This is a genomic window from Providencia sp. LY12 (assembly GCF_057621555.1).
Genome location: NZ_CM172594.1, coordinates 1,988,922 through 2,011,173, shown reverse-complemented (window position 1 = coordinate 2,011,173; position 22,252 = coordinate 1,988,922). Strand labels below are relative to the sequence as shown.

Here is a 22,252-nt window from a genome sequence, read left to right as displayed (position 1 = left end):
GTAAACAACTCTTGATATCTTTCGAATCAACCCATGCGTATTTCTGCACAATTTAAAAACATTTCAGATAACTATTAAAATTAGTTGAATGCATTGGAGCGCAATATGATTGATTTAAATAAACTGTTGTTGATTAGTCAGGAAAACATGCTCTTTCCCGTAGATAATATTAATAATTTGTTAAATCATCTTGGGTTGGTGATGCCACTGATTAATACGCTTCCTAATGTGACTTTCTTCGTCAAAGACCGTAATGCCAAATACTTGCTTGCCAATGAAAACTTGGCTAAACGGTGTAAAGTTGACCAACCAAATGGTGTAATAGGAAAAACTGCAGAAGATATCTTTCATGCAGATTTAGGTCAGAGTTATAGTTCTCAAGATTATTTGGTTATGCAGAAAAAAATCAGTGTTATCAATAAACTAGAATTACATCTCTATAAGGCAGGGTTATTAGGCTGGTGTTTAACAACCAAGGTGCCGATTTTTGATACTAAAAATCAGGTTATCGGTGTTGCGGGAATTTCGGTAGATTTGCAGGATGAAAAATCAGTGAGTCCAAAATTAAATGGTCAATTGGGACGCGTTGAACACTATATTAGTCAGCATTTTGATACTGCCATTAAAATAACGACTCTGGCTGAGATTTCAGGGTTGTCATTATCACAACTCAATCGTCAATTTAAAACGGTATTTCATATTACTCCCCAACAATATATTCAAAAGAAACGCCTTGAACACGCGATTGAATTATTAGAAGAAGACTATTCGATTACGGATATTTCCATTAAATGTGCCTACGCCGACCACAGCGCATTCTGCCGTAAATTTAAAGAACTCACTAATATGACCCCAAGCCAATTTAAACGCATGCGTTCTACTCTTAATCATAAGTGCAATAATAAAGCCTCTCATGAATTGGATGTAGCTTATTCTATTTAATCCTCAGAAAACGCGCATTTTCTTTAAAGGCTGCGCGTCTTTTCTTTTTTGAAACACACGAACTTTTTTCTATCCATTCCCTCTAAATTCTCAGTTGTTCTTTTAGAAAGTAACCGTTGAGTCTCTTTTTGTTGTCACTATGAATCACTGTCACGATAAATTGCTGTCACGGTGAATAGTTATCACGATAAATAGTTGTAACAGTGAACTTAGGACAGCTCTTATTGCAGCTAAAACATAATCGCGTATTGATATAGCACTAAACTGCACACTATGCGGCATATTTTAAGGATGAGTGAATGACCATTTATGATCTGAAACCGAAGTTTCAGAATCTGTTACGCCCTATCGTTCGTCAGCTCTTTGAGGCGGGAATTACAGCCAACCAAGTCACCCTCGCAGCATTAGGGTTATCCATTATCGTTGGTGCTCTATTAGCCATTTTCCCTAGCCCTTATTTGTTTATCCTGCTGCCGTTTGTCCTTTTCATTCGCATGGCGCTCAATGCTATTGATGGCATGCTGGCACGTGAACATAACCAAAAAAGTCACCTTGGAGCAATGCTAAATGAGTTAGGCGACGTCATTTCTGATGTTGCCTTATACCTGCCTTTCGTGCTGATTTTCCCGCATGCATTTTGGTGGATTTTACTGATCCTATTCCTCAGCGTTTTGACTGAATTTATCGGCGTCATTGCTCAAGCGATTGGCGCATCTCGGCGTTATGATGGTCCCGTAGGCAAAAGCGATCGTGCTTTTGTTTTTGGCGCGCTCGGGTTGTTTGTCTGTATTTTTCCGCAACTGATGACCGCAAGTTGGATCAATATCCTGTTTATCATCTTTGCCTTGCTGTTGTCCTATACCTGCTATAACCGTATTCGCCGCGCACTGACTGAATTAAGTGCAGTATCGGAAAATAATTAAGGAATAATTATGAACGCTCAAACTGACTATTCGACTCAGCGTCCTGTTGTCGAATCTCAATTTACCACCAGTGATCATACCAATTTGTTTTATCGTTATTGGCCAACTGAACAAATCACCGATAAAGCCATTATTCTATTTCACCGTGGTCATGAGCACTCTGGTCGTGTTGCGCATTTAGTGGATGAGTTGAACCTCCCTGATTTTGCTATGTTTGCGTGGGATGCTCGTGGACACGGTCGCAATGAGGGTCCGCGTGGCTACAGCCCATCGCTAGGCACTTCCATCCGTGATGTGGATGAATTTGTCCATTACGTATCAGAGCAATATCAGATCCCTCTCGAAAACATTATTGTTATTGGTCAAAGTGTCGGAGCCGTTTTGGTCTCTACGTGGGTACATGACTATGCACCTAAAATCCGTGGTATGGTGCTAGCCTCCCCCGCATTTAAGGTCAAACTGTACGTCCCATTTGCCCGTACAGGCTTAGGGTTAATGCAAAAAATTCGCGGTTTGTTCTACGTGAATTCTTATGTAAAAGCCAAGTTTTTAACCCACGATGAGCAGCGTATTCACTCGTTTAACAATGACCCACTGATCACGCGCCCAATTGCCGTGAATATTTTACTGGAACTGTATACCACCGCAGACCGTGTGGTAGCGGATGCCGCGGCCATCACTTTGCCAACTCAGTTGTTTATTTCTGGTAGTGACCATGTGGTACACCATAAACCACAGCATCAATTTTATGAGCGTCTAAATACCTCAATTAAAGAGAAGCATATTCTTCCTGGTTTTTATCACGACACATTAGGTGAAAAAGAACGCCATATTCCTATCGAAATGATCCGTCAATTTGTTGATAAATTATTTGCACTTCCTCTGTATCAACATGATTATCAGTTCGAAGATACCTGGAGCACCAGTGCCGACGCATTCCGCTCATTGAGTGTACCGCTACCTAAATACTGCCCGAAAAACCTTGCTTATAAAATCATGAGCAAATCGATGAGCACATTAGGCAAAGCATCTGAAGGTGTACGTATCGGCTACGATAAGGGTTTTGATTCCGGCTCTACCCTCGATTATGTCTATCGCAACGAGGCGCAAGGTTCCGGTCTATTTGGCCGTATTATCGATAGGCAGTACCTCAACAGTATTGGCTGGCAAGGGATCCGCCAGCGTAAAGTCAATATTGAAAACATTATTCGCCAAGCTATTCGTGAACTGACTAATAACGGGAAGCCTGTTCGCATTATGGATATTGCCGCGGGTCAAGGTCGCTACATTTTTGATGCCATTAATGACTACGGAAAAGTCGATTCCGTTCTACTGCGCGACTACAGCCCAATTAACATTGAGCAAGGGCGTTTACATATCAAAGAGCGTTACTTGGAAGATAAAGTTCGCTTTGAAGAAGGTAACGCATTTGATGCAGACGACCTCGCGGCAGTTTCTCCTGCGCCGACGTTGGGGATTGTCAGCGGTCTATATGAGCTTTTCCCAAGCAACGAGCTGATCCGCGCTTCCCTTGATGGGCTTTCTCGTGCCATTCCATCTGGTGGTCTACTCGTCTATACCTGCCAGCCGTGGCACCCACAAGTTGAAATGATCGCCCGAGTACTGCCAAGTCACCAAGGTGGACAAGCGTGGGTAATGCGCTGCCGCAGCCAAGGCGAAATGGATGCTTTAGTCGAAGAAGCTGGCTTCGAAAAAATCACGCAGTCCATCGATAACTGGGGCATTTTTAGTGTTTCCCTTGCAAGGCGTCGTTAATAATTTATCTTTTTAACCAACAGGTTATTGGTATCATCAATAACCTGTATTTTTATCTGCTCAGCTCTCATTGAGCCTGCAAATAGCTCACTTGGCTTGTAGATGACTCATTGATGTACCTTCAGTGCATCGAGAGGCGATTAATAAGGATAGGAACCGAACCCATGCTCCATTTAGCCCAAGATACGCGCCCGACATCACGACGCCAGATTTGGCTCTATGGGTTAGTTTGGTTGCTATTTTTAGCCCCTTTTTTCTTTTTAACCTATGGGCAAGTCAATAATTACACCGCGACACTGCCTAATGTGCCTTCTTATGTATACGGATGGGAAACACACATTCCATTTTTGCCATGGACCATCATCCCCTATTGGAGCATCGACCTGTTCTATGGGCTTTCCTTGTTTGTCTGTGTTACCCGCCGTGAGCAATGCATCCATGGTTTGCGTTTAGTTGCAGCCTCCCTCATCGCCTGTGCCGGCTTTTTACTTTTTCCACTTAAGTTCAGCTTTCCTCGCCCTGAAACCAATGGGGCATTCGGCTGGATGTTCGATAGCTTAGAGCTGTTTGACTTACCTTATAACCAAGCCCCTTCACTGCATATTATTTTACTGTGGTTACTATGGTTACGCTTCCGAGCACATACTCCAACTCAATGGCGCTGGTTACTGCACAGTTGGTCAATCCTTATTTTGTTCTCCGTTCTCACCACATGGCAGCATCACTTTATCGATGTGATCACTGGCTTCGCCGTTGGTGTCATCATCAGCTACTTGTTACCCATTAACACTCGCTGGCAATGGCACTACACCGGCAGCCCTCGTAGCCTGAAAATAGCAACAAACTATGGAGTGGGCGCTATCGCCTGCTATGCTCTCGCCTTTTTCGTGCAAGGTGCAACATGGTGGCTCCTATGGCCTGCAATCGCCTTAACTTTCGTCACACTAGGCTATTTAGGTGCTGGTGCTTCGATATTCCAGAAAACAGCCTCTGGGCAGGTTTCTCCTTCTGCCACATTAGTTTTACTTCCTTATCGCCTGATCGCTTGGGGTACCTATCATTACTATGCCAAGCGCTGCCAGCAACCTAGTATTGTGAACGAAAAAATAGTTTTGGGAGGACGCCCGTTATATCCACTGCAAACTCAAGCCGTTCTCGATATGACTTGCGAGTGGCCTCGCAATAACTACAGCCAAGGTAAAAATTATTGTAGTCAGCCACAGATTGATTTGTTACCTCTAAGCCCCGAGGATATTGAGAAAGCCGTTATGACCATGGATAGACTCGCCCAAAGTGGTTCGGTGTATGTTCACTGTAAGTTAGGCTATTCCCGTAGTGCGACGGTTGTAGTGGCTTGGATGGTGCATCAAAATATGGCGGAAAATATCGATGAGGCAATCGCTCATGTGGAACAAGTTCGCCCTCAGGTGATTTTAAATTCAGCGACTGTTGAACAGTTACATCACTGGTATCAGCAATTTCATGTACGGAGAACACACCAATGAGTTCACTGATGGATAAAAACCGTGGCGATGTGATTGTGGTATTCACCGCGAGTTGGCGCTATTTTGCCGTCGGTGCCATCCTCGCGTTGTTGGGTCAATTCGCTTTACTGCTTCATGATTCAATCTCACATTTTAGCCTCGCGGTGAGTGTCGGGCTGTTTTTTGCTAGCCAATACTTTATTTTCCGCCTATGGCTCGACCACCATTTCTTCACGCTGATTTATCGTCAGGGAGATACCCAAGCCTTCGATGAAGCCCTTGGGCTGCTAGTTCCTCAATCCTCAGCGAATCCAAATAGGGAAAACCGAAGCATGGAAAGTCGCTGGGAAGGCACTCGCAAATTATTTCAGCGTGCCAGTTATTGCGTGGTTCTCTTGTGGGGATGGTTATTATTTTCGCTTATTTTTTAGTTTGTTTTGGGTGGTATTTAAATAAACGGTAAATTGACTATTAATTAATTATCACACCTTTTAACTTGCTGTTTAAAATAGCAAATCGATAGTTAATAATTATTTTAAATACGTTTAATGATATTTAACGGAGTAAATAACGCTTTTTTACTTTTGATACTGAAAACGTTATGATAATTGTAGTTTCATTGATAAATAACACATTTTTTTGATTCAGTTAGGCGTATCCTCATATCTTCATTTCGTTTATTTTTCACCCTGTTATTTTGGTAGGGTTTTTAATGAGTACAAAAAATATTAATAGATTGCGCCCTTTTAGCGCATTGATTGATTCCTGTTGGAAAGAGAAATACACCGCAGCCCGCTTTATGAAGGATTTAATTGCGGGTATTACCGTTGGGATTATTGCAATTCCACTGGCTATGGCACTCGCTATAGCCAGTGGTGTTCCGCCTCAATATGGTCTTTACACCGCGGCCATTGCGGGGATTGTCATTGCAATTTCGGGTGGTTCCCGTTACAGCGTTTCTGGTCCAACTGCGGCCTTTGTGGTTATCTTATACCCCGTATCCCAACAATACGGGCTTAGTGGCTTATTAGTCGCGACATTAATGTCAGGGATTATTTTGCTGGCGATGGGTTTTGCTCGCTTCGGTAAGTTTATCGAATATATTCCTGTGTCCGTCACACTTGGTTTCACGTCGGGGATTGCGATTACGATTGCGACCATGCAAATCAAAGATTTTTTTGGTCTGCAGATGGAGCATGTTCCTGAAAACTATGTCGATAAAGTGATTGCGCTGTCTAAAGCATTTCCAACCCTACAATACAGTGACACCTTGATTGGGCTTGCGACTTTATTAGTACTGATTTTCTGGCCTAAACTCAAAGTTCGCCTACCGGGACACTTGCCTGCAATTATTGTCGGCACCCTGATCATGTGGGTGCTAACCCTGTTTGATATTCAGGTAGAAACTATCGGTTCTAAATTTAGCTATTTATTACCGGATGGAACTCAAGGTAACGGTATTCCACCTATTCTGCCGCAGTTTATGTTGCCTTGGGAGTTACCGGGTAGTGCTCCCATCAGTTGGTCGATGATCACCGCATTGATGCCTGCCGCTTTGTCAATGGCTGTTCTTGGTGCAATTGAATCCCTATTGTGTGCCGTCGTGCTCGACAACATGACGGGGAAAAAACACCATTCCAATAGTGAACTTATTGGTCAAGGATTAGGGAATATTGCCGCCCCATTCTTTGGAGGGATCACCGCAACCGCGGCGATTGCCCGTTCTGCTGCAAACGTCCGCGCTGGTGCAACATCCCCTATATCGGCTATTGTGCACTCTATTTTAGTATTGCTGACCTTGCTTATTCTTGCACCATTGCTCTCCTATTTACCGCTCGCTGCTATGTCCTCACTGCTACTGATTGTGGCGTGGAATATGAGTGCCGCTGGCAAAGTGTTTACGTTGATCCGCCGCGCGCCAAAAGATGACATTATTGTTTTACTGCTGTGTATGTCATTGACTGTCCTATTTGACATGGTTATTGCTATCACTGTCGGAATTGTTATCGCATCACTGCTGTTTATGCGCCGAATTGCCAATATGACACGAGTAACCCAACTACCAGAGACTCAAGAAGATAAAAGCCTGCTGGTTGTGCGAGTGAATGGTCCTCTATTCTTTGCTGCCGCAGAGCGTATTTTTGATGAACTACGGATAAAAAGTCACGGTTATGAAACAATTGTGATGCAGTGGGATGCCGTACCTGTATTTGATGCAGGGGGGCTAGAAGCCTTCCATAAATTTATTGATATCGTTCGTAAAGACACCCACATTATTGTGTGCGATATTCCATTCCAACCACTGAAAACATTAGCGCGTGCCAATGTTCGTCCGATTGATGGCGTGCTGAGCTTCCAAAATTCACTGAAAAGTGCATTAGAAGAAGTTCATCAGATCCAGGAAAATAAAAAGCAGCTTCAGTCATAACAGTGCTACCGTGTTATTAACTTAACGCTGACAATAAAAATGCCGCACTGACTTAACAAGGGCGGCATTTTTAATTCCATCATGTACGCTAAAAATCAGTAGCAGTACATTTCATTACCTTCGGTTTTACCTAATTCACAAGCCATCGCACGGAGTTTTGTCGCTTTCTGCTCGTCATCTCTGACTGCACCATTGTTACCATCATTAAATTGAAATGAAGCCATACCTTCTGCAAAGCCAGCGAAGGTTAATGCATCGGCTTTCGCAAACCATTCCAAGGCTTTTTTCTCATCTTGCGGCACCCCATTACCATCATAATAAATGATGCCTAACCATAAAGGCGCATTAAAATAATCTTTATCATTTAACGCACTGACCTCCTCAAGTAGCGTAATGGCGCGCGGGTAATCAACATCACCTGACTCAGGTGTAATCAACGTTTCTGCTAAACTTATCTTCCCTCGAATACTCCCACCAGCAACGGCTTTAGTCGCATATTCACGGGCTTTGACAAATTCCTCAGTAAACGTTCTGTCCCCACTAATTAACGTAATATCCGCCAATAATGAATACGCATCTGCATTGCCTGCTTGTGCTGACTTCTCTGCCCATAACTTGGCATTGTTTTGGTTTTGTAATACACCAATTCCCGACAAATACATTCCAGCTAATTCATATTGCGCTTTAGCGTCATTGTTTTGAGCCGCTGTTTTGGTCTGTTCAAATATTTTCTTATCTTCAGGCGTAATATCGTATTGCGCCATTGCATGTAGTGAGAACATTAAACCCACCGCGCCTAAGCAAAATTGGCGGCTGGTATTTTTAATAACAGAGAGGATTGGGTACATAGGTGCCTTATTATTATTTATAAAAGTGAATTCGTATGAATAAATGATATTTTTAAAACGGTTCTTGAGACGCTATAACGCAGAGCCTTGCCCACCATTAGCAAGCAAATACTGGTACAAACTGTTCATGCCTACCCAACGATTTTCACACCATTGTGGGGCTAATAGAGTCGGTTTTCTCGCACTGGCACTGATACGATGGTACAGAATATCCGTTGGCGTATGGCGGATCATCTCCCCCGCAGTTGCGGTATATTCTTCTAAAGATAGGGTGTCTATGCGACCCACTCGCCAACTTTTTGCCATAATGCTGCCCTCAACAATATGCAGTGGATGCAGTTTTATACCGTCTGTACCACACGCCAAAACCGCCTCTAACGTCTGCATATTCATTGCCACATTTTCATTTGGCAGGCCGCAAATCAAATGAGTACAAACCTTGAGTCCCAGCGCACGGGCTTTTTGGGTGGTCGCTTGATAGGCAGCAAAATCATGACCCCGATTAATACGGTGCAATGTTTTGTCGTGAGCAGTTTGTAAGCCAAGTTCTAGCCAAATCTCATAACCTTGCTGGCGATAATCCGCCAGTAAAGATAACACCGCGTCAGGCACACAATCAGGGCGAGTGCCTACGCATAAGCCAACCATATCGGCCTGTTGCAGCGCTTCTTCATACAGCTGTTTTAAACGATACACTTCGTCGTATGTACTGGTATAGGCTTGGAAATACGCCAAATAGCGATTGGCTCGAGAGATTCGGGAAATTTGTTGCTGGATTTGAAGGGTAATGGGTTGTTCAGACTGTTTTTCATCACTGAAGGATGACACATTACAAAAGGTGCAGCCACCTCGCCCCAACGTGCCATCACGGTTTGGGCAGCTAAAGCCACCATGTAAGGTGACTTTATGAATTTTTTCACCATATCGGCGCTGGAGATCAGCGCCGAACATGGAAACAACATCATTTAATTGCATTTGAAGCGATAATTAGCTGTTGGTGTCCAACGCAGGGAAGCTTTTTACAACTTCGTCAATGGCTTTAACTTGTTGTAAGAATGGCTCTAATTTATTTAATGGTAATGCAGAAGGACCATCACAACGTGCGTTATCTGGATCTGGGTGAGCTTCAAGGAACAGACCTGCTAACCCTACCGCCATTCCCGCTCTTGCCAGTTCAGCAACTTGTCCACGACGACCACCTGATGCAGCGCCAAATGGGTCACGGCATTGCAGTGAGTGTGTTACGTCAAAAATAACTGGGCAGCCGTTAGAGGCTTGCATCATGACATTAAAACCAAGCATATCAACCACTAGGTTGTCATAGCCAAAGTTTGCGCCACGGTCGCACAGGATAATTTTATCGTTACCACCTTCGATAAATTTCTCAACGATGTTGCCGATTTGTCCCGGGCTGATGAACTGAGGTTTTTTGATGTTAATAACCGCATCAGTTTTCGCCATTGCCGCAACTAAGTCAGTTTGACGCGCTAAGAATGCTGGCAGTTGGATAACATCCACCACTTCAGCAACTGGCTGAGCTTGCTCTGGAGTATGAACATCGGTAATGATTTTCACACCAAAAGTCTGTTTGATTTCTTGGAAGATTTTCAGCCCCTCTTCCAAGCCCGGTCCACGATAAGAGTGAATAGATGATCGGTTAGCTTTATCAAAAGAGGCTTTAAATACATACGGAATGCCTAATTTTTGTGTCACAGTGACATAATGCTCACACACTTTCATCGCCATATCGCGAGATTCAAGTACGTTCATGCCACCAAACAGAACAAATGGCAGATCGTTTGCGACCTTAATATCACCGATACTGACTACTTTCTGTTGCATACTCTTACCCTTTATAGGAAGACAAAAACTGTCTATACGTTAATCAATGCAGTACAACTGGAAGGTTATCCAGCGAATAAATTTGAATTTTAATCATTTCCGACACAGGGTCTTCTGGGCAATGCTCAACAAAATAGTTAAGGTCACTCAGCGCCACATGGTTACAATCTAAATGCGCGAGAATAAGCCCTCGGTCGCGAATTTCATAAGGGTCTTCAGGATCGAGGATCAGCAATGTCTCACAGACTTTTAATGCCATCTCCATTTTTTTCTCTTCCATCAGCGCCGCTTTTAACGTGTCGAAAATTTTGCGAACAATAACGCTATGTTCAGCCACATCCAATTCATCAAAGATAAATTCGGAGTATGGATCAACGGTTCCTTTTAGCCACATAGTTAGTGTGTGTTGTGATAAGGTTTCACCGCTAACAGGGTTAATAAACCACTGAGAACCATCGCGTTTTGTCGAGACAAAGAGTAATTGAGTCGGGAAAATTGCAGCTTCAATCTCTAAATCGAGCTGTTCAGCAATAAATAAGAAAATTGAGCCAAGAGAGACCGGAGTGCCTTGCTTAGAGGCTAAAACCTTATCCAGCCACAGCATATCAGATAGCGCGTAAACACCGTGCGCCGCACCAAATTTCCACTCACTATAAAACAGTGCAATCAGCTGCTCTATCTTTGACTGGTTATCCGCCGTCAAATCTATCGCTGCACGCGCTTTAGTGACTAAATCATCTAATTGCGTTTGTACCTGCATAAAGGGAAAATCGGCGCGAATGATGTTAGAGACCATCATAATGCCTTCACTTAACGGTAGCTGATTAAACTCAATATTTGCTATTGTTTTCATTACAATTCCACTGCAATTGCCCGCTTAACCATTCCATTGGCCAAGGGAAATTCGCTCTTTACCACCATAATCCAGACAGGTCTCGACATTGGTGTACCCATTTTCATTAAACAGCTCTCGCACTGTTAAACCTTGCTGCCAACCATGCTCAAGCAGCAGCCACCCTTGTTGTTTTAGGTATTGTTTTGATGTGGCTATAATGTGTGCTAAATCTGAAAAGCCCTGCTCATCAGCAATCAATGCCGTTGAAGGCTCAAAACGCACATCACCTTGGCTCAAGTGAATATCACTCTCATCAATATAAGGTGGATTACTCACAATCATATCAAATAGTTCATTGGGGAGTGAAGTAAACCAATCACTTTGTGAGAACTGAATATTTGAAATGGCTAAACGTTGTTGATTTCGTTGCGCTAACGCCACCGCATCGGGGTTAAAATCCACGCCCGTTATGCGACTATTTGGTAACTCTGACGCCAAGGCTAACCCAATAGCCCCCGTTCCTGTGCCAAGATCCAAAATACGACACGCGTCTTTAGGAATGCGCGCTAACGCTTGCTCAACAAGGCATTCGGTATCTGGACGCGGGATCAAGGTTGCGGGAGATACATACAGCGGCAGTGACCAGAACTCGCGTTCACCCACAATGTAGGCAATCGGCTCTCCTTGTTCACGACGGGCTAATAGCGCTTCTAATTGCTGCTGTTCGTGGGGAGTTAGTTCGGTTTCATCGAAAGCGAGGATGTAAGTACGACTGCGCCCTGTCGTATGCTGCAACAGGATCTGCGCATCTCGTTTAGCGCTATCACTGGCAGACAGTCTGACGACTGCCTGCTGTAACCATTCGCTATAACGCATTAGTCCTGCTCAGATAAAGCAGAAAGCTGATCAGCTTGGTATTCGTTGATGATAGGCTGAATGAGTGTATCCAGTTTTCCTTCCATCACTTCATCCAAACGGTACAGCGTGAGGTTAATACGGTGATCAGTGACTCGACCTTGTGGGAAATTATACGTACGAATACGGTCAGAACGGTCACCGGAACCTAATAAGTTACGGCGTTCAGAGGCTTCCGCTGCATGGCGTTTATCCATTTCAGCTTGGCGAATACGCGCTCCCAACACAGACATCGCTTTCGCTTTGTTTTTGTGTTGTGAACGTTCATCCTGACATTCAACCACAATCCCCGTTGGTAAGTGGGTAATACGAATTGCGGAGTCGGTGGTGTTAACGTGCTGACCACCCGCGCCCGATGAACGGAAAGTATCAATACGTAAGTCCGCTGGGCTAATTTCCGGTAATTCCGCTTCTGGCAATTCAGGCAAAATAGCGATAGTACAAGCGGAGGTATGAATACGACCTTGTGATTCCGTCTCCGGAACACGTTGTACGCGGTGACCGCCGGATTCAAACTTCAAGCGACCATACACGCTATCACCCGAAATTTTTGCGATAACTTCTTTGTATCCGCCGTGCTCACCATCGCTGGTGCTCATCAGCTCAACGCGCCAGCGGTTACTTTCTGCGTAACGGCTGTACATACGGAATAAATCACCCGCAAAAATTGCCGCTTCATCGCCACCCGCACCCGCGCGAATTTCCACAAAGCAGTTATATTCATCATCAGGATCTTTTGGAAGTAACAACAATTGCAATTGTTGCTCTAGCTCTTCATTGCGCTCTTTGGCTTCTTTTAGCTCTTCTTGAGCCATCTCTTTCATTTCAGGATCATCTAACAGCATTTGAGCTGTTTCAATATCATCCTGAACGGTACGCCACGCAGTAAAACACTTCGCGACATCCGATAACTGAGCATATTCTTTTGATAAAGCACGAAAACGGTCTTGATCAGCAATCACACCCGCATCAGCAAGGTGCGCTTCAATTTCTTCGTAGCGTTCTTGTAATGCTTCTAGTTTTGCGACAATAGAAGGCTTCATTCGTTATTTAAGACCTATGATTAAAAAGTGGTTATTGATGGTCCAGCCCTAAGCTGTCCCTAAGTAGATTTAGACGCTCAACATCCCCATTTCCCGCAGCTTGCTGCAAAGATTTAGTCGGAGCGTGGATCAGGCGGTTGGTTAACTGTTGTGATAGCTGCATAATCACTTGCTCAGGGTTGGCACCTTGGGCAATGGCTGCAAGTGCTTTTTCGGTCATACTTGCCCGAATTGCTTCCGCCTGTTCTCTGTATTCGCGAATTGTAGAGACTCCGGCTTGTGAGCGCAACCAATCCATAAAATGACCGCTTTCTTGCTCAACAATAAATTCCGCTTCAACCGCGGCAGCTTTACGTTGCGCCAAATTCTGGGCAATGATGGATTCCAAATCATCAACAGTATAGAGATAAACATCTCTGAGTTTTTCTACATCCTGCTCGATATCACGGGGAACTGCGATATCAATCAATAACATAGGTTTACTACGGCGTGCTTTCATCGCACGCTCGACCATCCCTTTACCAATAATTGGCAGCGGGCTAGCCGTTGAACTAATCACAATATCCGCTTCAGCTAAACGATTATCGATATCGGCTAATGAGATAACTTGCGCGTTCACTTCTTTGGCTAGAAGTTCTGCACGTTCTAGCGTTCGGTTAGCTATCATCATTTTTTGCACGCCATGCTCACGCAAATGACGAGCGACTAATTCGATGGTTTCCCCTGCACCGACTAACAAAATATTCAAATGTTTGAGTGATTCGAAAATCTGTCTCGCCAGTGTACAAGCCGCAAAAGCGACAGAGACCGCATTCGCACCGATATCAGTTTCAGTTCGTACACGTTTAGCCACGGAAAACGATTTTTGGAATAAGCGCTCTAATTCGCTAGATAGAGAATGATTATCTTGCGAAAGCGCAAACGCCTTTTTCACTTGACCGAGAATTTGAGGCTCACCAAGAACCAACGAATCTAGCCCACTTGCCACACGCATAAGATGGCTAACTGCGCGCGCATCTTGGTGCCAATAAAGGCTAGGTTGTAGATCTTTGGCGGTGATCCCGTGAAAATCACATAACCATTTAGTTAACTGCTCCTGCGCTTTTTCTTGGGATTCAAGGCTAAGATACAGTTCGGTTCGGTTACAGGTAGACAGCACAACGCCGCCACTTACTTGAGGCTGTTTCAGTAACTCCTCAAGTGCGTGGTCGATTTTTTCAGGACCAAAAGCGACTTGCTCACGCAAAGCCACTGGTGCTGTTTTATGATTAATGCCTAAGGCTAATAGGGTCATTGTGCTTACGACTTACTCACATTGCTCACATTGCTAATTTATTTGTCAGTATGATACTAGTGACCTAGCTCATTGCTGCGATTTATATTCGTATATTGTAGATGATTAACGCGTCTGTTTCTACGGGTAGCCTATCATCAACAATCAGAAAGATGATGCACACCAAAATTTACGTTGATTATCGGACTGTCTGATATCAATATCAATAAGATGCATCAAGGATGCCGCTATTTGGCACAGAAAGCAAATTCCCTATTTTTTAGTATGTTTTCATTGATAACCACTGCAGATTAGCGCAATATTCCTGAAAATTACCTTTTGAGAACCGATATGCAACTTTCTTCAGCTCTGTCGTTTATGCGCCCAGCCAGAAACTTTTGGCGATTAATGCCCCTTTCCTGCCTGCTGCTGACTGCCTGTGTGACCACATCTCAAGACACTACGAAAGGCACTTCATCTTCAACGGATGCGCAGTGGAAAGCCCACCAATCACAAGTGGTTGAACTGCGTGACTATCAAACTCGCGGCTCCTTTGTGTACATTGGCGGTCAAGGTACCGGAACAGAAACCAAAACTTACGCGAAGTTTTTCTGGCAACAATATACCCCCGAAAAATACCGTTTATTGCTGACTAACCCATTAGGCACCCGTGAACTGGAACTCAGTGTGGAACCTGATTTAACCAAATTAACCACGAAAGATGGGCAAACTCACATGAGTGATGTGCCAAGTGAATTAATTTATCAGTTAACAGGTATGGATATTCCGATCGATGATCTCACCGCATGGTTGGTCGGTTCTCCAGGGCGTGCCACTGAATATACTCTCGATAGCAACCACCTGCTCAAATCCGTGACGTTTAAAATCAATGGCGAAACATGGAAATTGGATTATCTCTCTTACGATACCAAAACCTCGCCGATGCTGCCGAACCACATGGAATTGAAGCAAGGGGATAAAATCATCAAGTTAAAAATGGATAGTTGGACACTGAAAAAATGACGTTAACGTGGCCATCACCGGCAAAATTGAATCTTTTTTTGTACATTACCGGGCAGCGAGCTGATGGTTATCATGAGCTACAGACTCTGTTTCAATTTTTAGATTATGGTGATGAAATCACCTTTAGTACTCGTTCGGATGATCAAATTAATTTACTCACCCCGATGCCGGGTGTAGATGTCGAAAAAAACTTAATCATTCGTGCCGCCAAAAGCTTGCAAACCTATTGTCGCGAAACCCTCAAGCATCAAGGGGCGTTAGGTGCAGATATTCGCATCAACAAAGTGCTGCCAATGGGCGGTGGAATTGGCGGCGGATCATCAAATGCGGCGACAACGCTGATTGCGCTTAACGAGCATTGGGGAACTCACGTTTCTGATGAAATCTTAGCTGAATTAGGTAAACACCTCGGTGCCGATGTCCCCGTTTTTGTTCGCGGTCATGCCGCCTTTGCCGAAGGCATTGGCGAAATTTTAACACCCGCAGAACCAAAAGAGCGTTGGTATTTGGTCGCACACCCCGGAATTGAAATCTCAACCCCGATGATCTTCACAGATCCAGAATTAAATAGAAATTCTCCAAAACGCTCTTTAGCCGCATTATTACTGGCTCCGTATGCAAATGACTGTGAACCGATCGCAAGAAAACGTTTTCGTGAGGTTGAACAGCTCGTTTCTTGGCTGTTAGAATATGCTCCGTCTCGCCTAACAGGAACAGGCGCTTGTGTGTTTTCTGAATTTGAAACCCAAGCGGATGCCCTGAAGGTGTTAAATAAATCCCCATCGTGGGTGCAAGGATTCGTCGCTCAAGGAGCGAATGTTTCTCCTGTGCACAAATTCCGCGCTGGGATAACCCGTGTATTGCACCGATAGTGATGACTTATCCATCATTGCTGTTGGTCAACAATATCTCTCTGGACGCAAGCCTGAGGTTTTTCTCGTGCCCGATATGAAGCTTTTTGCTGGTAACGCTACACCGGAACTAGCACAACGTGTTGCTAACCGCCTTTACACTAATCTTGGAGACGCGGCTGTTGGTCGTTTTAGCGACGGCGAAGTCAGTGTTCAAATTAATGAAAATGTTCGCGGTGGTGATATTTTTATCATCCAGTCAACTTGCGCACCAACCAATGACAACCTGATGGAACTTGTTGTTATGGTCGATGCCCTGCGCCGTGCATCTGCTGGTCGTATTACCGCTGTTATCCCTTACTTCGGTTATGCAAGACAGGATCGTCGCGTACGTTCTGCCCGTGTACCAATCACCGCTAAAGTTGTTGCCGATTTTCTGTCAAGTGTGGGTGTTGACCGTGTTCTTACTGTTGACTTACACGCAGAGCAGATCCAGGGCTTCTTTGATGTTCCTGTAGATAACGTATTTGGTAGCCCAATCCTTCTGGAAGATATGTTGCAGAAAGATTTAGAAAACCCAATCGTTGTTTCTCCAGACATCGGCGGCGTCGTTCGTGCTAGAGCAATCGCGAAATTACTGAACGATACTGATATGGCAATCATTGACAAACGTCGCCCGCGCGCAAACGTTTCTCAAGTTATGCACATCATCGGTGACGTTTCTGGTCGTGACTGTATCTTAGTTGACGATATGATTGATACTGGTGGCACACTGTGTAAAGCAGCTGAAGCGCTGAAAGAACGTGGTGCTAAGCGTGTATTCGCTTACGCAACTCACCCAATCTTCTCAGGTAATGCTGTCGACAACATCAAAAACTCTGTGATTGATGAAGTCATTGTTTGTGACACAATTCCTCTTTCTCCTGAAATCAAGGCGCTGAACAAAGTTCGCACCCTGACCCTTTCAGGCATGCTGGCCGAAGCGATTCGCCGTATCAGCAATGAAGAGTCAATTTCTGCGATGTTCGAGCACTAATTCTAAAGCGGGGTCTTAATGACCCCGTTTTAACATACTGGTTTCAGTGATTTTTCATTAAATTATTGAAGCGAGAAATGTGCTTTATCGCACCACATTCATTGTGGTCACGATACAAAAATTTATAAGTAGCGCCCCTACTGTTGTTCATCAACCGTAGGGGCTTTATTTTTTTGAACGGTTTCATTTATCGTGGTTTTAGACAAAAAATAAGAGTGAAATCATTGATATCGAATTTCACTCTTATTTAGATTTTATCTATTTTCAATAATATGCTTCTGTTCATCTCTATTGATAAACTTCAAATGAACTTCAGCCTAACTCGCTATGGGTAACGGTGGTTATCATTACGGGAATGAAATTGACGTTTCACCAAACAGTAACGGTCTTCCACTTTCTCTTTACCACCCATTCTTGCGCCTACTAACCAAACCAATGCACCGATAAAGATCCCGAACAGTGAGCCATTGATGATGTCATCGGACAACCCTAAATCAACAATATGAGAAAACAGGTTTAAACCGATGCTTCCCCCCATCACCACCATACCCAAACCCATCAAGCCATTACCAATGAGAGTAACCATTTTCCGTTTCATATCTACCTCCAATATCAGTAAACTGATACGCAAGCATTAAAGAAAAGTTCGATAAAACTTTATATTTATGTAAAGAGTATAGCTCTTTAAGTAAAATTATTTGCGATAAGCTTCACATGTATAGAAGAGTTTAAGGATATCTACTCAAAAAGTGCTTTTAATCAATTTAACAACTGATGATGGTATTGACGAATAATTCACAAACTAATTATCACTAGCACAACCTTATCAATGACAATTTTGTACATCCACCCCGACACGAGGTAAACTAGTCGCCAATTTCTATACATTGACAGTGAAAAAGTCCCCGTGAGTAAAATAAAATTAATTGTTGGATTAGCCAATCCGGGCGCTGAATATGCGCAAACCCGCCATAACGCTGGTGCGTGGTATGTTGATTTACTGGCACAACGCCATAACCAATCGTTAAAGGAAGAGCCTAAATTTTTTGGTTATACGGCTCGCATCAATCTTAATGGCAATGATATTCGCTTGCTGGTTCCAACCACCTTTATGAACTTGAGCGGTAAATCCGTCGCCGCGGTCGCTAATTTTTATCGCATTAATCCGGATGAAATTTTAGTGGCTCATGATGAGCTCGATTTACCACCGGGTGTTGCCAAAATGAAACTCGGTGGCAGTAACGGTGGACATAACGGCTTAAAAGATATTCAAAGTAAATTTGCCAATAACCCTAACTTTTACCGCTTACGCATTGGTATTGGGCATCCAGGCGATAAAAACAAAGTTGTTGGGTTCGTTTTAGGCAAGCCTCCGCTGTCAGAACAGAAGCTTATTGACGATGCGATTGATGAATCTGTGCGCTGCACGGACATCCTGTTATCAGATGGAATGGATAAAGCTATCAATCGCTTACATGGTTTTAAAGCCACAGCCTAAGAGTTGATTTCATCAAACACGAGTTTTTGTGTATAATCAGCGCCAATTTTCTAAACATTAGGGGCAGCACTCGCCTGCCCCCGCTATTAAGGTGAGAAACATATGGGTTTTAAATGCGGTATCGTTGGTCTGCCTAACGTGGGTAAATCCACTCTGTTTAATGCATTGACCAAAGCCGGCATCGAAGCAGCCAACTTCCCTTTCTGTACAATTGAACCAAACACGGGTGTTGTGCCAATGCCAGACCCACGTCTTGATCAATTAGCTGAAATTGTGAAGCCTCAGCGCATCCTGCCAACCACGATGGAATTCGTTGATATCGCGGGTCTGGTAAAAGGCGCATCAAAAGGTGAAGGTCTTGGTAACCAATTCCTGACTAACATCCGTGAAACGGAAGCGATTGGTCACGTTGTTCGTTGTTTCGAAAATGACAATATCATCCACGTTGCTGGCCAAGTTGACCCAGCAGCCGATATCGAAGTGATCAACACTGAATTAGCGCTGTCTGACCTAGATACTTGTGAGCGTGCTATCCACCGCGTACAAAAACGCGCAAAAGGCGGCGATAAAGACGCAAAAGCGGAATTAGAAGCTCTAGAAAAATGCCTGCCACACTTAGAACAAGCTGGCATGCTGCGTTCATTAGATTTAACCGCTGAAGATAAAGCCGCAATCCGTTATTTAAGCTTCTTGACCCTGAAGCCAACCATGTACATTGCTAACGTCAATGAAGATGGTTTTGAAAATAACCCATACTTGGACAAAGTCTACGAAATCGCTAAAGCCGAAGGTTCTGTAGTTGTGCCTGTTTGCGCCGCTATCGAATCTGATATCGCCGAGTTGGACGATGAAGAGCGCGATGAGTTTATGGCTGATTTAGGCATTGAAGAGCCAGGTCTGAACCGTGTGATTCGTGCAGGTTACGAATTATTAAACCTGCAAACTTACTTCACCGCTGGCGTGAAAGAAGTGCGTGCATGGACTATCCCTGTTGGTGCAACGGCTCCACAAGCAGCAGGTAAAATCCACACTGACTTCGAAAAAGGCTTTATCCGCGCACAAACTATCGCATTCGAAGATTTCATCAAATTCCGTGGTGAACAAGGCGCGAAAGAAGCAGGTAAAATGCGTGCAGAAGGTAAAGATTACATCGTTAAAGATGGCGATGTGTTGAACTTCTTGTTTAACGTATAAGCCAATACTTTCATCGTAAAAATTATTATCTAAGATAAACAGCATAAGATCGTTATGCTGTTTATCTAATCTACATTTCATCCCACATCAATTAACTCCCCTATCTTTCAATTCACCACATCATTTTTTATATTCACATTGGTTTCTGGCGCTGATGGTGCAAATAAAGCAATCAATGCCCCAATCAACAAAATAAACATAAATACGACTGAAAGAGTCGATGAGTTAAACATACTTAATGGTGCTAAAAATAATGATGCTGATGTAAAAACAAGCGAAATTATAAATGGATATTTAATACCCATATCCCTAACTCGTTGTGTAAGAAGCAGCGTAAATATATAGATTTGGATAATCGCAAACAGAACTTCCATTAACCCAAACTGGCTAAAAGAGAATTGATGATAAAAATTACTTTGAAAAACTAAACTTGCATCCTCTGGATGAGCACTCAAGTACCATTGATAGACTAATGCCTGAATGATGCCTAAAACTACCGACCAAAGGATCTCTGCGCCTAAGAAAGAGAGCCTGGCTCTCCTTTTGTACTTCCATTGATAAATGAGTTTAGAGCGCATTATAAATCCTTCCATGTTTTAAAATAGCCATACATTTCCCACTATTTATTTTCCCGATTCGAAATGGGCAAAACTAGCTTAACCCCGCCCATTCTTATGCGCCACTATGTCTGCCATAATCGCTAACGCAATCTCTGGTGGTGTTTTACTGCCAATTGGAATACCGATAGGCGCATGGATCTGGTCTAGCATTTCAAGCGTTAATCCCCCTGAGTTTAATAAACGCTCTCGGCGCTTGGCACTGGTTCGGGTTGAGCCCATTGCACCAATATAAAATGCAGACGTGTTCACTGCTTCCATTAATGTTAAATCATCAATACGAGGGTCGTGAGTCAAAGACACAATAGCGGTATTAGATGCGCTTGGATTCTCTTCTAAAAATCGGGCAGGGAATATTTTTTTAATCTCAACTTGTTCCGCAATTTGCCCAGCAAAACGTAACAATTCGTCATCGCGATGCTCACAAAGAATCACTTCAAACCCTAATGTGACCGCAAAATTAGCGCAGTAAACGCCGACATTGGAGATACCCGCAATAATCAGTTTGGGTGGTGCCATGATATAAAACTGGATCTCATCACCATTGCGTTCAATATGCGTGGGATGTTGTGAGTTTGGCACTGTCGTGATTTCACTTCGCTGGGGTAACGTCAATTTTTTGACGATGGCCGTATAACCGAGCAGTGCGGTCTGGATTTGTGTGAGATATTGTTCAGAACATGGGTTACAGGGTAAATATTCGATAAGAACATCTAAACTCCCTTCACAAGGTAAATTGACTTTGGCTTCCACCCCGCCCTGACCATAGCGAACAACTTGGCTATCTTTTAAATAATGACCTTGCTGAATTCGTTGCAGAAAATCCTCTTCAATACAGCCTCCAGAGAGAGAACCTACGTACATTCCATCCCCTTTAGCGACCAATAAAGAGCCGGGGCTTCGCGGCGATGAACCATAAGTATTCAGCACAGTGCATAACCAGACTGGTTCATCCATTGCCCACTTTATTGCTTGAGAAATCACGGACACATCTTCACGTAGCATATTCAGTCCCTATTGATTTTTATTCTTAGTTTTTATTTGGAAGATAATCAATATCTTTAATGACATTCTCATCATTTATCTGCATTTCGTAAACCAATTGATGACGTAATATTGATTTTGCGCCATTATCTCCCGATAAATTAAGCAAATTTTGTCGATACTTTTCTGATATTCCGACAGGGTGCCCCGGTATGTTTTTATATACAGGTCGCACTAATGAATAATTTTTTAATTCGTTCGCAACTCGAATAAATATTTCGTGAGAAATATAGGGCATATCACCCAACTGAATTAACCAGCCACTCCAATTAGATGTGTTTTTTACACCTAACGCAATCGATTCCCCTAGTCCATGACTATTTAATACGGAAAATGGAATATTAAAATGTAAACAATTGTTAATGACACCCAAATTATCAGCGCGAGTGACTACATGAATAGGCAATTCACTATTCATTGAATTTACAAGCGTTTTTTCGAACACTGTTTGTTGGTCAATTCGATAATTTAATTTACTTCCTTCACCACCAGCACGTTGAAAACGCTCACTTTTTCCTGCCGCTAATATTAATATACCTATATTCATGGTTTACATTATACATAATTAATTTTATTGTTTATATTATAAATAATAATATGCAGATTATGCTAATCGTCATCATTTTTATTATCCATCCAATTCTACTCATATTTCGATATAGAACCATTGGATATATAAA

22 protein-coding genes are annotated in these 22,252 nt (G+C 43.3%); 11 read left to right on the top strand and 11 right to left on the bottom strand.

The features are described 5' to 3' along the window. The first annotated feature begins 105 nt into the window (after positions 1–105). The 6 genes from ACY3ZI_RS09575 to dauA all read left to right on the top strand — a co-directional run bounded on the left by ACY3ZI_RS09575 (position 106) and on the right by dauA (position 7,553). Positions 106–942 carry an AraC family transcriptional regulator gene (locus ACY3ZI_RS09575; protein WP_487377296.1) on the top strand — a complete coding sequence of 279 codons (837 nt, stop codon included), beginning with the start codon at positions 106–108 and terminating at the stop codon, positions 940–942. A 299-nt stretch (positions 943–1,241) separates the two neighbouring features. Then, entirely contained in the window at positions 1,242–1,865 is a 624-nt protein-coding gene (locus tag ACY3ZI_RS09570) for a CDP-alcohol phosphatidyltransferase family protein (RefSeq protein WP_487377292.1), read from the top strand. Positions 1,866–1,874: 9 nt separating this feature from the next. Then, on the top strand, positions 1,875–3,641 hold the full coding sequence (locus ACY3ZI_RS09565) for a bifunctional alpha/beta hydrolase/class I SAM-dependent methyltransferase (RefSeq protein WP_487377288.1): 1,767 nt from the start codon (positions 1,875–1,877) through the stop codon (positions 3,639–3,641). Positions 3,642–3,805: 164 nt separating this feature from the next. Then, a complete protein-coding gene (locus ACY3ZI_RS09560; RefSeq protein ID WP_211885429.1) occupies positions 3,806–5,146 on the top strand; it encodes a phosphatase PAP2/dual specificity phosphatase family protein in 1,341 nt (446 codons plus the stop codon). Continuing rightward, positions 5,143–5,556, top strand: coding sequence for a hypothetical protein (locus ACY3ZI_RS09555; RefSeq protein ID WP_187129040.1), 414 nt, complete (start codon positions 5,143–5,145; stop codon positions 5,554–5,556). Before ACY3ZI_RS09560 ends, ACY3ZI_RS09555 begins: the two co-directional genes overlap by 4 nt. A gap of 281 nt (positions 5,557–5,837) precedes the next feature. Further along, a complete protein-coding gene (gene dauA / locus ACY3ZI_RS09550) occupies positions 5,838–7,553 on the top strand; it encodes a C4-dicarboxylic acid transporter DauA (protein ID WP_211885428.1) in 1,716 nt (571 codons plus the stop codon). Positions 7,554–7,648: 95 nt separating this feature from the next. Here dauA and ACY3ZI_RS09545 read toward each other — a convergent pair whose 3' ends face one another. The 7 genes from ACY3ZI_RS09545 to hemA all read right to left on the bottom strand — a co-directional run bounded on the left by ACY3ZI_RS09545 (position 7,649) and on the right by hemA (position 14,330). Continuing rightward, positions 7,649–8,401 carry a tetratricopeptide repeat protein gene (locus ACY3ZI_RS09545; protein WP_108478209.1) on the bottom strand — a complete coding sequence of 251 codons (753 nt, stop codon included), beginning with the start codon at positions 8,399–8,401 and terminating at the stop codon, positions 7,649–7,651. 72 nt (positions 8,402–8,473) lie between these two features. Next, positions 8,474–9,376 (bottom strand): tRNA modification radical SAM protein MnmL/YtqA, encoded by a 903-nt coding sequence (gene mnmL / locus ACY3ZI_RS09540; RefSeq protein WP_211885426.1) that lies wholly within the window; start codon positions 9,374–9,376, stop codon positions 8,474–8,476. A 12-nt stretch (positions 9,377–9,388) separates the two neighbouring features. Next, entirely contained in the window at positions 9,389–10,243 is an 855-nt protein-coding gene (gene kdsA, locus ACY3ZI_RS09535; protein ID WP_487377279.1) for a 3-deoxy-8-phosphooctulonate synthase, read from the bottom strand. A gap of 43 nt (positions 10,244–10,286) precedes the next feature. Then, positions 10,287–11,096 (bottom strand): transglutaminase family protein, encoded by an 810-nt coding sequence (locus tag ACY3ZI_RS09530; protein ID WP_036954641.1) that lies wholly within the window; start codon positions 11,094–11,096, stop codon positions 10,287–10,289. A gap of 24 nt (positions 11,097–11,120) precedes the next feature. Then, positions 11,121–11,954 carry a peptide chain release factor N(5)-glutamine methyltransferase gene (gene prmC, locus ACY3ZI_RS09525; RefSeq protein ID WP_487377276.1) on the bottom strand — a complete coding sequence of 278 codons (834 nt, stop codon included), beginning with the start codon at positions 11,952–11,954 and terminating at the stop codon, positions 11,121–11,123. Next, the gene (gene prfA, locus ACY3ZI_RS09520; protein ID WP_211885422.1) at positions 11,954–13,036 is read right to left on the bottom strand and encodes a peptide chain release factor 1; all 1,083 of its coding nucleotides are present in this window, start codon (positions 13,034–13,036) and stop codon (positions 11,954–11,956) included. Before prfA ends, prmC begins: the two co-directional genes overlap by 1 nt. 31 nt (positions 13,037–13,067) lie before the next feature. Beyond that, positions 13,068–14,330: a glutamyl-tRNA reductase gene (gene hemA, locus ACY3ZI_RS09515; RefSeq protein WP_036954652.1), complete on the bottom strand. Its 1,263-nt coding sequence runs from the start codon at positions 14,328–14,330 to the stop codon at positions 13,068–13,070. 357 nt (positions 14,331–14,687) lie between these two features. Here hemA and lolB point away from each other — a divergent pair, with 357 nt between their 5' ends. The 3 genes from lolB to prs all read left to right on the top strand — a co-directional run bounded on the left by lolB (position 14,688) and on the right by prs (position 17,219). Then, positions 14,688–15,332 carry a lipoprotein insertase outer membrane protein LolB gene (lolB, locus tag ACY3ZI_RS09510; protein ID WP_187129832.1) on the top strand — a complete coding sequence of 215 codons (645 nt, stop codon included), beginning with the start codon at positions 14,688–14,690 and terminating at the stop codon, positions 15,330–15,332. Next, positions 15,329–16,204 carry a 4-(cytidine 5'-diphospho)-2-C-methyl-D-erythritol kinase gene (gene ispE, locus ACY3ZI_RS09505; RefSeq protein WP_487377270.1) on the top strand — a complete coding sequence of 292 codons (876 nt, stop codon included), beginning with the start codon at positions 15,329–15,331 and terminating at the stop codon, positions 16,202–16,204. Before lolB ends, ispE begins: the two co-directional genes overlap by 4 nt. 67 nt (positions 16,205–16,271) lie before the next feature. After that, on the top strand, positions 16,272–17,219 hold the full coding sequence (gene prs / locus ACY3ZI_RS09500; protein WP_006661866.1) for a ribose-phosphate diphosphokinase: 948 nt from the start codon (positions 16,272–16,274) through the stop codon (positions 17,217–17,219). A gap of 325 nt (positions 17,220–17,544) precedes the next feature. On the opposite strand, the gene ACY3ZI_RS09495 is transcribed toward prs, so the two are convergent. After that, complete coding sequence (locus ACY3ZI_RS09495; protein WP_154638228.1) at positions 17,545–17,817, bottom strand: DUF2583 family protein; 273 nt, start codon at positions 17,815–17,817, stop codon at positions 17,545–17,547. A 309-nt stretch (positions 17,818–18,126) separates the two neighbouring features. Here ACY3ZI_RS09495 and pth point away from each other — a divergent pair, with 309 nt between their 5' ends. Both pth and ychF read left to right on the top strand, forming a co-directional pair. Then, positions 18,127–18,717, top strand: a complete 591-nt coding sequence (gene pth, locus ACY3ZI_RS09490; protein ID WP_036954667.1) for an aminoacyl-tRNA hydrolase — start codon at positions 18,127–18,129, stop codon at positions 18,715–18,717. Positions 18,718–18,819: 102 nt separating this feature from the next. Continuing rightward, entirely contained in the window at positions 18,820–19,911 is a 1,092-nt protein-coding gene (ychF, locus tag ACY3ZI_RS09485; protein WP_036954672.1) for a redox-regulated ATPase YchF, read from the top strand. A 107-nt stretch (positions 19,912–20,018) separates the two neighbouring features. On the opposite strand, the gene ACY3ZI_RS09480 is transcribed toward ychF, so the two are convergent. The 3 genes from ACY3ZI_RS09480 to ACY3ZI_RS09470 form a co-directional block, all read right to left on the bottom strand. Next, the gene (locus ACY3ZI_RS09480) at positions 20,019–20,489 is read right to left on the bottom strand and encodes a hypothetical protein (RefSeq protein WP_487377266.1); all 471 of its coding nucleotides are present in this window, start codon (positions 20,487–20,489) and stop codon (positions 20,019–20,021) included. Positions 20,490–20,567: 78 nt separating this feature from the next. Further along, a complete protein-coding gene (locus ACY3ZI_RS09475; RefSeq protein WP_211885417.1) occupies positions 20,568–21,533 on the bottom strand; it encodes an XdhC family protein in 966 nt (321 codons plus the stop codon). 25 nt (positions 21,534–21,558) lie between these two features. Continuing rightward, positions 21,559–22,119, bottom strand: a complete 561-nt coding sequence (locus ACY3ZI_RS09470; protein ID WP_036954684.1) for a nucleotidyltransferase family protein — start codon at positions 22,117–22,119, stop codon at positions 21,559–21,561. Positions 22,120–22,252: the final 133 nt, after the last annotated feature.